Source organism: Ruegeria sp. BC2, assembly GCF_056539245.1.
Genome location: NZ_JBQFUQ010000001.1, coordinates 1,189,263 through 1,202,849, shown reverse-complemented (window position 1 = coordinate 1,202,849; position 13,587 = coordinate 1,189,263). Strand labels below are relative to the sequence as shown.

The window sequence follows — 13,587 nt, the reverse complement described above, 5'->3', positions numbered from 1 at the left end:
GACCTTTATCAGTTGTTGGTCGGCGTCAGCATCTTTTCCATCACCTGATCCAGGCTGAAGCTCGCCGCCTTCTGGCGCGGCGGGAACTCCTGGAAGGTTGCGAGGAAATTCGCCACGTATTGCTGCGCGGGCACCAGGAAATACACGCGGTCGATCATCCAGTCATAGTAGGTGTTGGACGTGCGATATCCGCGTTCATAGGGATCGCGGCGCAGGTTCACGATGATCGGAACGCGCAGTTCGGTCCACGGCTCCATCCAGGCGCGCAGGGTGGCCCAGGCCTTCTGCTCCAGGAAGATCAGCTTCCAGTCTCCAAAGCGCAGCGCCGTCATGTCGCCGTCATCCGAAAAATAGAAGATCTCCTTGCGCGGGCTTTCTGTGGTTTCACCCGTCAAGAGCGGCAGGATGTTGTAGCCGTCCAGATGCACCTTGTAGTCGCGACCCATGCCCGAGGACGAATAGCCTGCCTTCAGCTTGTCCTTGATCTCGGGGTCTCCGGCCGCCGCCAGATAGGTCGGGAGCCAATCCATGTGATGCACGATCTCGTTGGTGACCGATCCGGGTTCGATCTTGCCGGGCCAACGCACCATCGAGGGCACGCGCCAGCCGCCTTCCCAGTTGGTGTTCTTTTCGCCCCAGAACGGCGTGGAAGCAGCATCGGGCCACGTATTGTAGTGCGGTCCGTTGTCTGTCGAGTAATGGACGATCGTGTTGTCGGCGATGCCCAGCTCGTCCAGCAGATCGAGCAGCTGGCCCACATGCATGTCATGTTCGATCATGCCGGCCGAGTATTCGTCCATCACACGACCGGTCATGTCATTGGCCTGCTGGCGCATCTCGTCTTTGACATGGGTGCGGAAGTGCATGCGCGTTCCGTTCCACCAGACATAAAAGGGCTGGCCTTGCTCGTGGGCCCGCTTGATGAAGTCGATTGCCGCAGCCACCGTTTCCTCATCCACGGTTTCCATCCGCTTCTTGGTCAGCGGTCCGGTATCTTCGATGGTTCCGTCGGCCTTGGACTTGATGACGCCACGGGGACCAAAGGCTTCGCGGAAAGTCCGGCCATCGGGCAGAACGGTGTCACCCGGATAGTCTTCGTTTTCGGGTTCCTCTTCCGCGTTCAGGTGGTAGAGATTTCCGAAAAACTCGTCAAATCCGTGGTTTGTCGGAAGATGTTCATCTTTGTCGCCGAGGTGGTTCTTGCCGAATTGACCGGTGGCATAGCCGTGGTCCTTCAACAAACCAGCAATGGTCGGATCTTCGACCTGCATACCAAGATCGGCACCCGGCAGACCGACCTTCGACAGCCCTGTGCGGAACACTGACTGACCCATGATGTAAGACGACCGCCCTGCGGTACAGGACTGCTCACCATAATAGTCGGTGAAGATCATACCTTCATTCGCGACCCGGTCGATATTGGGTGTACGGTACCCCATCATGCCTTTGGTATAGGCCGAGATGTTCGACTGACCGATGTCGTCGCCCCAGATGACCAGAATGTTGGGTTTCTGATCTTGCGCCCAGGCCGGCGCGGCCAGCGCGACAGAAATCGTAGCAACTGCCAATCGTCGCAGTCCTCTGCGCCATAGATGCGTTAAATTTCCCTGTGATGACATCTTTTTCTCCTTATGTGGTCAGGCAAAAACGGCCTTGCAGGAAAGTCAAAAAGGGGAAAATGCGTCCCCCGATCCGTCAATCATTCAACACGCCCTTCGCAGGTCAGGCGGTTCGGCAAAAAGGGGGAATCAAGACAAGCCCCTCTAGGCGATTGATAACTATCACAAAGACCAATCTAAAAATACTTATGTTTGAAGATAGCGCCCTGGGATTTGGCTCAGATTGGGTTGACGTTAGGTAAGTAATTGGCAGCCGCGTCAGGGATTGAGCTGGGGCAAGGCGGATTTAGAGTGGCCTAGGGGGCGGGCGATACGGTCAAGGCAATCGCGGACCTCGCTCCAGTTTTCCGCTTGTTGATCGCCGCCGCCATATCTGGACGCGCCGATTTCGGCCAGAGAAGCCTCGAATTCAGCAGTGTCTGGCGGGTCGGCCAGTCGCCGTTTCCAGACTTCCAACTTTTGATAAACACGGGCCAAGTCTTGTTGGCGCACAGCCTGCTTGAGTTCCGAAAAGGCATGCGCTGCCGAGGCCAGCCTGCGTTGCCTGGCCGCTGCCCAGCGTGCCAAAAGAACCGGATGTAGTTTGCGAAAAACAAACCATAATATCACGACCCCAATGAAGAAATAGCCGACCAGCTGCAGAACGGTTTCCCGGTCCGGAGGCTGCCAAGGCGGCGGCGCAAGAACGAGGTCGACGGAATCGGCGCGCGCAGTTTCAACCTTGTTGGTCTTGAGGTTGAACCAATCGATCTCGACAGCCGGCAATTGGGTCTGTCCGCCGTCCTGGGCCACATAGGTCACGCGGTCGGTGCGCTGGCCGGACAAAACGCCCCGGTCTTCGGTTTCCGTCAATCGGGGTTCATTGGGGTAGGCTCGCAACAACGGGTCCTCGATCTGGGGCAACAAAGGCGGGATCATGATCGGGGGCGTTCCAGTGATCTTTGCCGTCAGGGTGCGGGTCAGTGCGTCTCCGGTTTGAAGGCTGGTATCGCCCTCAATCTCCTGAGACAGTTCGAATCCGTCAGCGATTATTAGGGGATCCAATCCCCGGGCTGCGTCAGGAACCTCGACTGTCAGGCGAACGGCGGGCAGGGGAACCGAGACCTGAACGGGATCGTTGGTTTCGGGATCGGCAAATGTCACCTGCACCTCGGCCGCGGCGAAATCATACGTGCCGGGGGCCAGCGGATACAGCCGATAGCTGCGCTGCACCCCGGACCATGTTTCGCCTTCAACGCTCTCGCTGACCGGCCCCGAAGCGCGATCGGGCAAGCGCACCAGAAGGTTCTCCTGTTCAAGCGATGGAAAGACCGGCGGATTTGGCATGTAGGTCGGTACCAGCACCTTCAGGCGAACGATGGCGGGCTGGCCGACGATTGTCGGATCCGGCGGCACTTCGATCGTGACGCGGGGCTGGATGTCTGTTGCTTGCGCCAGAACCTCAGTGGGGCACAGAAGCAGCATCAAGAGCGCGAAGTACCTCATTGGGAACGCTCCTGATTTTCAAGAACAAACCGGCTGCGCAGGAAGTCCTGCATGTCTGTGTCGATGGCGCTGATCCACTGGTCGGCCGACAGGGGTGCGGCGTCCCCGGTCTCGGCCTGTTGCGTGGTGTCCGCGCCCAGACCGGCTTCGTTGTCGAACACCACATCATCAGCGCCGATGCCTGCTTCCTCGCCGGTATCGGATTGCTCGCGGGTGGATTCGACCTCGGCCAGAATGGCCTGGGCGACGGTCAGGTTGTACGCGGCCTCCGGCCAGTCCGGGCGGCGCTCCAGCGCGGTTTCAAAGGCTGCGATGGCCGGACGATACTCTCGATTTCGGATGCGGGCCATGCCTTCGGCAAACGCTGCTTCGGGCGTGGACAGCTGGGCAAAGGTCTCGGAGGCTTCGGCATATTGCCCGGCTTTCAACTGGGCGTAGCCTCGGTGATACGGATCTTGAAACAGCGTGCTGGCGGCGGCGTAGTCCTTGCGGTTCATGGCGATCTGGCCCTGCTGGTCCGGGGTCAGGAACCAGTCCCGCCAACCGTCTGCGCGCGCGCCGGACGGTGGCAGAAACAGCAATGCCACAAACCCCCAGCGGATGACCCAGCCGCGTCGGAACCACAGCAGCGCGATCAAGGCGACGGGCCAGGCCAGCATCCAGGCGCGGTCCTGCCAATCGACGCGGTCATCCTCGCCCAAGGCCGCGGAAAAACTGCGGGTGATCCCGCGGTTCAGCCGGGTGATGTCACGGTCGTCGCCCGAGAAGGGAGCGATCGTGGCGCTGCGCAGGCCGTCCAGTTGCGGGATCTGGCGGCCATTCGGAAGCATTGTCAGAAAAAACAACGATGTATCAGATCGCCCCAACGCGGAGACCTGTTGCGGATCGATGTCGTCGAGCACGAAGAGAACCGCGCCCGTGCCCATCTGATCGCCCAGAATGTCCTGCGCCAGCGTCAGCGCGTCACTGGCGGCATCGCCCGCGACCGGCATGACCGCCGGGGTCAACCCTTCGAGCAAGGGGCGCAGGATGTTGGCGTCTTCGGTCAGCGGTGCGACCCGGTGCGCCGTTCCGGCATAGGCGATCAGGGCGGTGGGCGCACCTGCGCGGGTGTTGATCAGATCGGTGATCTTCAACTTGGCACGGTCCAGCCGTGACGGCGCCAGGTCTGCCTCCTCCATGCTGTCGGTGACCTTGAGCGCGATCACCAGCGGCGCGGTGTCCGCGATCAGAGGGTTCGGCGCCCGTGACCATGTCGGCCCTGCCACGGCAAGGGTCAGAAGACCGGCGGCGAGCGGGGCGAGGTCCAGCGGACCGACCCGCCGTTGATCTTCGGCCCCCAGACGCAGTGCCTGCGCGAGGTGGGGTGCGATGCCTGCAGGCAGGTCCGAGCTGCCCGATCTGCGCGGCCGGGTCAGCCACCAGACAGCGGCAATAGGCAGCAACAGCAGCAACCAGTAGGGGCGCAGGAAATGGAACTGGGCCAGAGCGTCAATCATGCCGCGCGCCTCCGACCCTGTGAAAGGCGAAAGCCCAGAGTGCTGGCGAGGATGAGGAGCAGCGCCGCCGCCAGCGGATAATGCGCAAGGCTGACCCTCGGGCGGTAGCTTTGGGTTTCCACCACGCGGGGATTCTGGGCGTCGATCTGTTGGTAGACCTGGGTCAGGGCGGCCTCGTCGTCGGCAAAGAAATACTGGCCTTGGGTTTTGTTGGCGATATCCTTCAGCGCGTCCAGATCGACCCGGTCTTCGCCCGTAGCATTCGGGTCGCCGACGCCAATCGTGTAGATCACGACCCCCTTGTCCGCCGCAATCGACGCGGCATTGACCGGCGTCATGCGGCTTGAGGTATCGGCACCGTCCGACAGCACGATCATCAGGCGTTGGTCCACCTCGCTCGACTCGAAGGTGCGGATGCCCAGCCCGATTGCATCGCCCAGCGCCGTGTTCGGACCCGCCATGCCGACGGCGGTCTGATCCAGAAAGCCGTTGAGGCTTTGCAAATCCTCGGTGAACGGGGCCTGAACGAAAGCGCGGGTGCCGAAGATGATCAGCGCCATCCGATCACCGTCGCGCGCGGCGATGAAGGCGCGCAGAACGTCCTTGACGGCCTCCAGCCGCTGCTTGGGCGTGCCATCTGCGGCCTTGAAATCGCGCTGGTCCATCGAACCCGAGATGTCCACGGCCAGCACCACGTCGCGGGCGGATTTCTCGATGACGATCGGGTCGCCCAACCGTTCGGGCCGGGCCATTGCCAGAACCAGAAGCACCCAGGTCAGGATCGCCAGACCGGCTTGCATCCGCGTCCGTCTCAGGGTTACCGAGCCGGATTGCGGCTCGGCCCCGGCCGCTTGGGCGACGTGGCGAAAGAACGGGATGCGAATGGCATCGACCCGTTGCCGGTGTGGCGGAGCAAGGAAATAGACCAGTGCCGGCAGTGGCAGCAGAAGAAACACCCAAGGCGCGGCGAAACTGAACATCAGACCGCCCCCTTGGCCCGATGCGACTTGATCCAGTGCCGCGCCAATTCGGCGGCATCCGGGTCGGTGACCCCCTTGCGGTATGGGGCGGCCGCCAGATTGCCGAGGGCCGAGGCGGAAAACCCGGACAGGTCAGCGGTTTGGCCAAGAAAATTCGTCCAGTCGGCACCGGTTAAACCGGCCACCTGAGACCGGGGAAAGGCGACAAGCGCCGCGCGGCGCACGATCTCGGCGGTTTTGGCCGGGTCATTCTGGCACCGGTCCAATTCCTTCAGTGCATACCGCCGATAGGCATTTGACTGCCGGTGCCGCACGATCGCCACGAGGATCAGACCAACCACGAGCAACAGTGCCACTGCCAGAACAACCCAGCCCCAGGTCTGCGGTACCATGGAAATCGGAGCCGGCTCGGGCGCGGGTTTCAGCATGTCCAGCAGCTCGACCAGCGATTTGCCTTCGGTGTCCGGGGTCATGACCGCCCCCGTTGGTGGCCGAACAGTCTCAGGATCTGGGCCAGAGCGGGCTCGGCGGTGGTCAGCGGGACGACGGGAAACCCGTATCGGCGCGACCAGGATTGCAGCTGCGCCAGCCGTTGCTCCATCGCCTGTGTCACGCGGTCCGACATCTGGCGGTCTGACGCGTCCAGTTCGATCTGCTGGTCGCCGTCCGAGACCGTCAGGCGAAGCTCGGGCGGCATGTGGCGCGAGATCGGGTCGGAGATGTCGAACAGGATCAGGTCATTGGAATGGGCCAGGCGGCGCAGCAGCCGTTCGGACCCGTCGGTCAGGCCGTCAAAGTCCGAGAACACGCAGACCAAGGCATTGGTATGTGCGATGCGCGCAGCCTGTTGCAGCACCTGGTTCAGCGAGACCGTGGCTTGTGGGCGGAGCCCGGCATGCAGGTTGCAATTGAGCGCGCCGAGCGAGGACAGAAACCGCCGCAAGGCCGCCGGGCGGCGCTGTGGCCGATGTTCGGCCAGGTCGGTATCGCCGAACACGATACCGCCGACGCGGTCGCCCTGCGCCAGAACCCGATGGGCGGCGATGGCCGCAGCCTCGGCCGCTACCACCGATTTCATGTAGACTTGTGTGCCGAAGAACATCGAGACCCGCTGATCCACCAGCAGCAGCGCCGGGCGGTCGCGCTCTTCGGTATAGACGCGCACATGCGGCTCGCCGGTTCGGGCCGTCACTTTCCAGTCGATCGTGCGGATGTCGTCGCCGGGCAGATAGGTGCGCAGTTCCTCGAAATTCAGGCCGCGCCCGCGCAGGCGCGAGGCATGGCGGCCGTTCAGCACGGAACGGGCAGGCTGTCGGGGCAGAAGGCTGAGCGCGCCGCTGCGCCCGCCGAGGCTCAGCAGGTGGCGGGCATCGACGTGGATGCGTGGGTCGCGGGATGTCGCTGCGGTCGGGGACACGCGGCTCTCCTTTGTTGCGATCAGGGCAGGGCGACGAGCTTCAGGATCTCGTCGATCACGTCATCGGCGGTCTTGGCGTCCCCCTGCGCTTCGAAACTCAACGTGATGCGGTGGCGGAACACGTCATGGGCAATGGCACGGATGTCGGCCGGGTCGACATAATCGCGCCCATTCATCCAGGCATGGGCCCGGCCGCATTTGTCCAGCGCCAGCGACGCCCGCGGGCTGGCGCCGATCTCGATCCACGCGGCGAGCTCATCGCTAAGCGCGGACGGCGTCCGGGTGGCCTGAACCAGATCGGCCATGTACCGATCCATAGCATCCGAGACATGGATCTGCCCGATCTCCTGCCGGGCTGCAAAAACGGCATCCTGCGGGATCGGTGAGGGTTTCTCGGCGGTGGTCCCGGAATTGGCGGCGGTATCCTCGCCGCGGACCAGACGGATCACCAGCACCTCGTCCTCGACCGGGGGGTAAGTGATCTGCACATGCATCAGGAACCGGTCCATCTGTGCCTCGGGCAGCGGATAGGTCCCTTCCTGCTCGATGGGGTTCTGAGTGGCCATCACGATGAACAGCGGCTCCATCTTATGGGTGCTGCCGGATACGGTGACCTGCCGCTCCTCCATCGCCTCAAGTAGCGCAGCCTGAACCTTGGCCGGCGCGCGGTTGATCTCGTCCGCCAGGACGATGTTGGCGAAGATCGGGCCGGGCTCGAACCGAAAGGTGCCGCCCGCTTCGGTCTGGGTATAGACCTCGGTCCCAGTCACGTCGGACGGCAGCAGGTCGGGCGTGAACTGGATGCGGCTGAACTCGGCATCAAGATTGCGCGCCATCGCCTTGACGGCACGGGTTTTGGCCAGGCCCGGCAAACCTTCGATCAGCAGGTTCCCGTTGGCCAGCAGCCCGATCAGAAGGCGGTCGATGACCTGTGTCTGTCCAATGATCGATTGGGCCATCCGGGCTTTGAGATCGTTGATTTGGTCAAGCGGTGTCATGGCGGTCCAATCATCAGAAATGGTCAATCATGCGTTTGCGCCGGACCCGCTGGATCTTTTCGGTCAATCCATTGCAATATTTGAAAGTTAGCAGCGCACCCGGGACCGATCCACCCCCGATTTTAGGGCGTTCAGCCCCGATCAGGACTGTGCGACTTGACGTCGTCGGCCAGGCGTCCGTCCAGCGACATCAGCACGGCGATCGGGCGCAGGGCCGGAATGTGGCTGAAGATGATCAGAATGCACACGGTCAACGGAACGCTGAGAAACGCGCCGATCAGGCCCCAGACCGTCGTCCAGAAGGTCAGAGCAAGGATGACAAGAAAGGTCGACATGTTCAGCGAACGGCCCAGCAGGGCCGGATCAAGGAAGTTGCCGATCAGGAACTGGATCGTGCCGCACCCGAAGACGATGATCAGGAACGGGCCGATCGTCTCGAACTGAACAAGGGCGATCATCGCGGGAAAGATCACCGCGATGATCGACCCGATTGATGGGATGAAGTTCAGGGCAAACGTCAGAACGGCCCAAGTTTCCGCGTATTCCAGACCCAACACGCGAAAAACCGAATAGCTGATTCCAGCGGTAACGAGGCTGATGAAGGTTTTGACCCCGACGTAGCGCTGCAAGCTGAAGGTAATCGCATCCAGAACCGAAGAAAGCTCGGCTCCGGTGACGGGGTTGCCGGCTGCAATCCGCAGCTTTTTGCGGAAGGCCAGCCGCTCGGCCATCAGGAAGGCCACATAAAGGCTGATCAGGAAGAACTGGTTCAGCATCGAGGTGGCGCTGCCCAGCAATATCCGCGCGACCGAGGTCATGTCGATGCTGATCAGGTTGTCCCGGACAAAAGAGGTGACATCATTCCCGACCAGACCGGTGACGCGGTTGATCACGCCGTCGAATTGGCTTTCATAGGTACCCGCGGTCCGCGCGAACTGCGTGGCCTGACTGCCCAGAATGTAGGTGATCATGAACAGGCCCGCCAGAACCACTGTGACAGCGGCCAGGTTGGCCAGCCAGACCGGCGCCCGGGTCAGGGCGATCACCCGATCGCTGAGTGCGATGATCAGCACGTTGATCAGCAAGGCCATGGTCAGCGGAACCAGAAAGCTGGCGCCTGCGTAAAGCCCCAGAACCACAAGCGTCAGCACGATGGTGACGTCGCGAACGACACTCAACCTCAGCGGTGTGCGGGTGGGGGGCTCTGATGGCGTCATGCGGGGCCTCGGCTATACCGGTGCATGCCGGCAGCGATTGGAGTTTTGTGGGGCAATCCTGCACAGGCAGCGGGCTTTATGCAATCGGGCCAGACAGTTATTCGGTAGAATCTCGTACAATTGGCACATTGGCCGGTTCTTCCAACGCGGATTGCAGGCTAGAGTTTCCCAATGACACGTCTTTCGATTCCCGTTTTTGGCCGGTTTGGCCGGGCGCTGTGGCTGGCGGTCCAACGCTTTGGCGACAAAAACGGTTTCGTCATGAGCAGCCATGTGGCGATGTCGCTGATGCTGGCGCTGTTTCCGTTTGTTCTTTTCACCGTCGCATTGGCCGGGTCGTTGTCGCAGGGATATGTGACGGACGAACTGATCGAGTTGATATTCGGTGCGTGGCCACAAGACGTGGCCCAACCCATCGTGGCCGAACTGCGCGCGGTTCTGGACGGGTCGGGTTCGGGTGTGATCACGCTGGGCGGTCTGCTGGCCGTCTACTTTGCCTCGAACGGAGTGGCGGCCGTGCGTGCCGCCATGAATCAGGCCTATCATGACAATGACAGCTGGCCATTCTGGAAGACGCGCCTGCTTTGCCTCGGGTTAGTCATTTTGGGCGGAGCCGCGATCCTGCTGATCGCGGCGGTTGAACTGGTGCTGCCGGTCTATACACGTCTGGTGTCCGAGAATACGGCCGTGGACGTGGGCGAGTGGCTGTCGGTTGACCGTTTGCGGTGGACCTTCACGGTGGCGGTGCCGGCGGGAACGGTCTTACTGGCCCATCTGATCCTGCCGACCAAGCGTCACCGCATCATGCAAATCCTGCCCGGAGTGGCGCTGACCCTTCTGTTGTGGGCGGCCGGAGGGTGGGGGTTCTCGGTCTATATCGCGCAATTCGCGACCTACAGCGCCACCTATGCTGGCCTGGCGGGGGCCATGGCCGCGTTGATTTTCATGTATCTGTGCGCTGCCATCCTAATTTTCGGCGCAGAGTTCAACGGCGCGCTGATGGACATCGACAATCAGGGCGAGGTCGGAGCTTCATGAGAAATTGGCACCGCATCGCCCGGATCATCGCGTTTTCCGGATGCGCCCTTTTGCAAAACGGCGGTTGGGCTTGGGCGCAGGACTATGTCGGCTCGGACGCTTGTCGCGATTGTCATGACGAACAGGTGCAAGCCTGGGCAGGATCCCACCACGCCCTGGCTTGGACAGAGCCCGCGCCAGACACCGTTGTGGCCAATTTCGGTGATACGACCTTTTCTCATGACGGCATGACCGTCACGTTTCGGCGGGAGGGGTCGGACTATCTTGCCGACGTGACCGAGAAGGACGGCCAAAGCCAGCAATACAGGGTTCATTCCGTCGCTGGGATCGAGCCGTTGCAGCAATATCTGTTTGAAACCGAGCCCGGCCGATTGCAGAGCTTTGATGTGGTCTGGGACACGCAGGCCAAGCGCTGGTATCACCTGTATCCAGATCAGGACTTGCCGCCAGACGATGGGTTGCACTGGACCGGCCCCTACAAGAATTGGAACGGCCGCTGCGCGGAGTGCCACGCGACAGGGTTCGAAAAGAACTTTCAGCCGCAGACCCAGTCCTTTGCTTCCGAGCAGGTTGAGATCGGCGTGGGTTGTGAGGCCTGCCATGGCCCCGGCTCGGCTCATCTGGATTGGACAAAAGGTCAGCCCGCGCCTGCCGGGCTGAACGAGTTTGGCTTTCCTGCCATCTGGGGTACGGGCGACACCGAGGTCGAGATTCAGCAATGCGCCGGCTGTCATTCCCGCCGTGAAGCTCTGGAGGACGGAAACCCGCTGCCGGGCACGCCATTCCACGATGCCTACAATCTGGCGCTTCTGCGTCCGGGTCTCTACCAGCCCGACGGCCAGATACTGGACGAGGTCTATGTCTATGGATCTTTTCTGCAGTCCAAAATGTATGCGCAAGGCGTCGGCTGCCTGAATTGCCATGAGGCGCACAGCGCAACTCTGAAGGCCGAGGGCAATGCGGTCTGTACGCAGTGCCATTCTCCGGCCGGCAATCCCGATTTTCCATCACTGCGAAAGGCGCAATACGACGATCCCTCACACCACCACCACCCGGAGGGAGGCGAGGGAGCGCAGTGCAAAAGCTGCCACATGATCGAACGGCTTTATATGGGCGTGGATGGTCGGCGCGATCACAGTTTTCGTGTGCCGCGCCCCGATCTGGGCTTGGGAGAGGATGCCTGCACTGATTGCCACACGGATCAGGATCAGCCATGGGCCGCCGCCGCCATCAATGACTGGTTCCCTGACTCCGATCATCGTACGCCCCATTTCGGGACTGCTTTCGCCCCCGCATTTTCCGGAGAGGTCAACGACCCGGCCGCGTTGCTGGCTATTGCTCAGGACGGGGCGCAACCCGGCATCGTGCGGGCGACGGCCGCCTATCTGCTGCAACCTTTCGCGACCCCCGAAATGGCCGAGCAAACAGCAGCGATGCTGACGGACGAAGACCCATTGGTTCGCGCCAACGCGGCGGTGTTGCAGCGGGCGGCAGGGCTGGACAACAGGGTGGCCCGTTTGTCGCCGCTGTTGTCCGACCCAGTGCGAAGCGTACGCCTTGCCGCTGCCAAGGAGTTCCTGCCCATTCCCGCCGCGGCATTGACACCCCTGCAGCGCAACAACGCGCGTGAGAACATGGCGGATTGGCAGCGCTCCTTGTCCAACCGTCTGGATTTCCCGGAAACCCACCTGGTCCTTGGGGGGATGGCGCTGACGCTGAGAAACCCTGTCGCCGCCGAACAGGCCTTTCGTCAGGTGGTATCCATGGATCCCCAGCGCGAGGATGCTTGGCCAATGCTGATCCAGCTGGCCCAAATCAACCGCGGCACGGATGCAGCCCGTCAGGTGTTGGATGAGGGTCTTCGGACTCTGCCCGACAGCCCAGCGCTTCAGGATCTTGCGTGGCAACTGGGCCGGTAAACCGGCATCGAAGCGACGCAGTTGCGCCATTTTGCAGTCCCATTTACCGGCCAACATCCATGGACAAGGCATTGACCAGTTCAGGATGTGGTAATCCATGTTGTATTTGAAACGCCCGTCGACAAAGCTCGACCAACCTGTGGCAACGCGCCGGGTCTCGCTGGATCAGCGGATCGACGAGTTGCGCAACAAGCCGGCCACGTATCTCAACCATGGCGAGGCGTTGCTGCTGCAAGGGATCGCGGCGGCGTCGTTGCGGCCGCAGCGGATTGTAGCCGACAAGATCGCGCTCGACGACGATTGATCAGCCCCGAAAACCGGTTGCCACCACGAATTTTTCCGAACTGTCCGACCGTGAAGCTGGCGGTTTGACATTTGCCACTTTCTCGAACTTCTGCTTCAGCAGTTTCTGCAGATCGCCCTCGGCGCCACCGGCCAGAACTTTTGCGACAAAGGTTCCTCCGACCTCCAGCACGTCAAAGGCGAAGTAGGCGGCGGTTTCGCACAGCGCCATGATCCGCAGGTGGTCGGTCTGCTTGTGCCCGGAGGACGCAGCGGCCATGTCCGACATGACAACGTCGGCCTTGCCGCCAAGCCACTGTTTTACCTTCTCGTCGGCATCGTCTTCCATGAAGTCCAAAACGTGGGTTTCGGCACCCGCCACGGGCTCGACCTCTTGCAGGTCGACGCCCAGAACCGTCCCGATCCGTTTGCCCGATTTCTCGCCCAGCGCATTCACGCGTTTGACCGCGACCTGGCACCAGCCACCGGGCGCGCAGCCAAGGTCGACCACGCGTGCGCCCGGAACCAGAAAGCGGAACTTGTCGTCCAACTCCAGAATCTTGTAGGCCGCGCGACCCCGATACCCCTCGGCCTGCGCACGCTTGACATACGGATCATTCAGCTGCCGCTCGAGCCAGCGGGTCGAACTGAGCTTGCGTCCGCGCGCGGTCTTGACCTTGACCTTCAGGTCACGCTGCCCGCGTCCCGAAGTGTTTTTGCCGCTGGGTTTCTTGGCCATTGAAAAGGTCTCCTGAAGACTGCGAGGCCTTTACCCGCTTGTTCATGTGGCATCAAGCCGATGATATGGACCGTTCCATCAATAGCAGATCAGGCCAGGGCGTAGAAACACCAAATGCCGCCCATCCGAGACCGTTCAAGACCTTCCCGCCGAGGGTGCCAGATGTCGGCGGTGACGCCGAAAAACTGTGCAGCAGTTCTAGCGCCTCTGCCGAGTCGACCGCTGGCACGGCGATCCCAATGCCGCCAATCGCCAAAGCATAGTGCGGAACGGTGTTGGCGATGTGAAAACTCGGGCTGAATACCTTGAACCCAGCAGCCTCAAGCGCACAGATCGTGGTTGCAGCCGTCGAAACCCGGTAGGCGATCGCTATGGTCGCAAGCGGCATGCAGCG

At 61.7% G+C, this 13,587-nt stretch carries 13 protein-coding genes; 3 read left to right on the top strand and 10 right to left on the bottom strand.

Going from position 1 to position 13,587, the window contains the following annotated elements; genetic code table 11:
* Positions 1-8: 8 nt before the first annotated feature.
* The 8 genes from ACR0CU_RS05925 to ACR0CU_RS05890 all read right to left on the bottom strand — a co-directional run bounded on the left by ACR0CU_RS05925 (position 9) and on the right by ACR0CU_RS05890 (position 9,215).
* Positions 9-1,619, bottom strand: coding sequence for an arylsulfatase (locus ACR0CU_RS05925; RefSeq protein ID WP_170446097.1), 1,611 nt, complete (start codon positions 1,617-1,619; stop codon positions 9-11).
* Positions 1,620-1,877: 258 nt separating this feature from the next.
* The gene (locus ACR0CU_RS05920) at positions 1,878-3,104 is read right to left on the bottom strand and encodes a BatD family protein (RefSeq protein WP_170446094.1); all 1,227 of its coding nucleotides are present in this window, start codon (positions 3,102-3,104) and stop codon (positions 1,878-1,880) included.
* The gene (locus tag ACR0CU_RS05915) at positions 3,101-4,603 is read right to left on the bottom strand and encodes a VWA domain-containing protein (protein WP_170446091.1); all 1,503 of its coding nucleotides are present in this window, start codon (positions 4,601-4,603) and stop codon (positions 3,101-3,103) included. Before ACR0CU_RS05915 ends, ACR0CU_RS05920 begins: the two co-directional genes overlap by 4 nt.
* Complete coding sequence (locus ACR0CU_RS05910; RefSeq protein ID WP_170446088.1) at positions 4,600-5,583, bottom strand: vWA domain-containing protein; 984 nt, start codon at positions 5,581-5,583, stop codon at positions 4,600-4,602. Before ACR0CU_RS05910 ends, ACR0CU_RS05915 begins: the two co-directional genes overlap by 4 nt.
* The gene (locus tag ACR0CU_RS05905; RefSeq protein ID WP_170446085.1) at positions 5,583-6,056 is read right to left on the bottom strand and encodes a DUF4381 domain-containing protein; all 474 of its coding nucleotides are present in this window, start codon (positions 6,054-6,056) and stop codon (positions 5,583-5,585) included. Before ACR0CU_RS05905 ends, ACR0CU_RS05910 begins: the two co-directional genes overlap by 1 nt.
* On the bottom strand, positions 6,053-7,000 hold the full coding sequence (locus tag ACR0CU_RS05900) for a DUF58 domain-containing protein (protein ID WP_170446082.1): 948 nt from the start codon (positions 6,998-7,000) through the stop codon (positions 6,053-6,055). The genes ACR0CU_RS05905 and ACR0CU_RS05900 overlap by 4 nt, the downstream gene beginning before the upstream one ends.
* Before the next feature lie 20 nt (positions 7,001-7,020).
* Entirely contained in the window at positions 7,021-7,998 is a 978-nt protein-coding gene (locus ACR0CU_RS05895; protein ID WP_170390189.1) for an AAA family ATPase, read from the bottom strand.
* Positions 7,999-8,129: 131 nt separating this feature from the next.
* Positions 8,130-9,215 carry an AI-2E family transporter gene (locus ACR0CU_RS05890; protein ID WP_170390187.1) on the bottom strand — a complete coding sequence of 362 codons (1,086 nt, stop codon included), beginning with the start codon at positions 9,213-9,215 and terminating at the stop codon, positions 8,130-8,132.
* 171 nt (positions 9,216-9,386) lie between these two features.
* Here ACR0CU_RS05890 and ACR0CU_RS05885 point away from each other — a divergent pair, with 171 nt between their 5' ends.
* The 3 genes from ACR0CU_RS05885 (at position 9,387) to ACR0CU_RS05875 (ending at position 12,476) form a co-directional block, all read left to right on the top strand.
* Positions 9,387-10,253, top strand: a complete 867-nt coding sequence (locus ACR0CU_RS05885; protein WP_170339051.1) for a YihY/virulence factor BrkB family protein — start codon at positions 9,387-9,389, stop codon at positions 10,251-10,253.
* Positions 10,250-12,172 carry a multiheme c-type cytochrome gene (locus ACR0CU_RS05880; RefSeq protein WP_170446079.1) on the top strand — a complete coding sequence of 641 codons (1,923 nt, stop codon included), beginning with the start codon at positions 10,250-10,252 and terminating at the stop codon, positions 12,170-12,172. The genes ACR0CU_RS05885 and ACR0CU_RS05880 overlap by 4 nt, the downstream gene beginning before the upstream one ends.
* 97 nt (positions 12,173-12,269) lie before the next feature.
* Entirely contained in the window at positions 12,270-12,476 is a 207-nt protein-coding gene (locus tag ACR0CU_RS05875) for a hypothetical protein (RefSeq protein ID WP_170363418.1), read from the top strand.
* Here the strand turns inward: ACR0CU_RS05875 and ACR0CU_RS05870 are convergent, their stop codons facing one another.
* Both ACR0CU_RS05870 and ACR0CU_RS05865 read right to left on the bottom strand, forming a co-directional pair.
* Entirely contained in the window at positions 12,477-13,193 is a 717-nt protein-coding gene (locus ACR0CU_RS05870) for an RlmE family RNA methyltransferase (RefSeq protein ID WP_170339056.1), read from the bottom strand.
* A 52-nt stretch (positions 13,194-13,245) separates the two neighbouring features.
* Positions 13,246-13,581: a hypothetical protein gene (locus ACR0CU_RS05865; protein WP_170437587.1), complete on the bottom strand. Its 336-nt coding sequence runs from the start codon at positions 13,579-13,581 to the stop codon at positions 13,246-13,248.
* Between the last annotated feature and the right edge of the window lie 6 nt (positions 13,582-13,587).

Bases quoted from the DNA above. Each gene is read 5' to 3' on its own strand.
- ACR0CU_RS05870 (WP_170339056.1), bottom strand. From the start codon at position 13,193: ATGGCCAAGAAACCCAGCGGCAAAAACACTTCGGGACGCGGGCAGCGT.
- ACR0CU_RS05880 (WP_170446079.1), top strand. From the start codon at position 10,250: ATGAGAAATTGGCACCGCATCGCCCGGATCATCGCGTTTTCCGGATGC.
- ACR0CU_RS05875 (WP_170363418.1), top strand. From the start codon at position 12,270: ATGTTGTATTTGAAACGCCCGTCGACAAAGCTCGACCAACCTGTGGCA.
- ACR0CU_RS05890 (WP_170390187.1), bottom strand. From the start codon at position 9,215: ATGACGCCATCAGAGCCCCCCACCCGCACACCGCTGAGGTTGAGTGTC.
- ACR0CU_RS05865 (WP_170437587.1), bottom strand. From the start codon at position 13,581: ATGCCGCTTGCGACCATAGCGATCGCCTACCGGGTTTCGACGGCTGCA.
- ACR0CU_RS05905 (WP_170446085.1), bottom strand. From the start codon at position 6,056: ATGACCCCGGACACCGAAGGCAAATCGCTGGTCGAGCTGCTGGACATG.
- ACR0CU_RS05895 (WP_170390189.1), bottom strand. From the start codon at position 7,998: ATGACACCGCTTGACCAAATCAACGATCTCAAAGCCCGGATGGCCCAA.
- ACR0CU_RS05915 (WP_170446091.1), bottom strand. From the start codon at position 4,603: ATGATTGACGCTCTGGCCCAGTTCCATTTCCTGCGCCCCTACTGGTTG.
- ACR0CU_RS05925 (WP_170446097.1), bottom strand. From the start codon at position 1,619: ATGTCATCACAGGGAAATTTAACGCATCTATGGCGCAGAGGACTGCGA.
- ACR0CU_RS05910 (WP_170446088.1), bottom strand. From the start codon at position 5,583: ATGTTCAGTTTCGCCGCGCCTTGGGTGTTTCTTCTGCTGCCACTGCCG.
- ACR0CU_RS05885 (WP_170339051.1), top strand. From the start codon at position 9,387: ATGACACGTCTTTCGATTCCCGTTTTTGGCCGGTTTGGCCGGGCGCTG.
- ACR0CU_RS05920 (WP_170446094.1), bottom strand. From the start codon at position 3,104: ATGAGGTACTTCGCGCTCTTGATGCTGCTTCTGTGCCCCACTGAGGTT.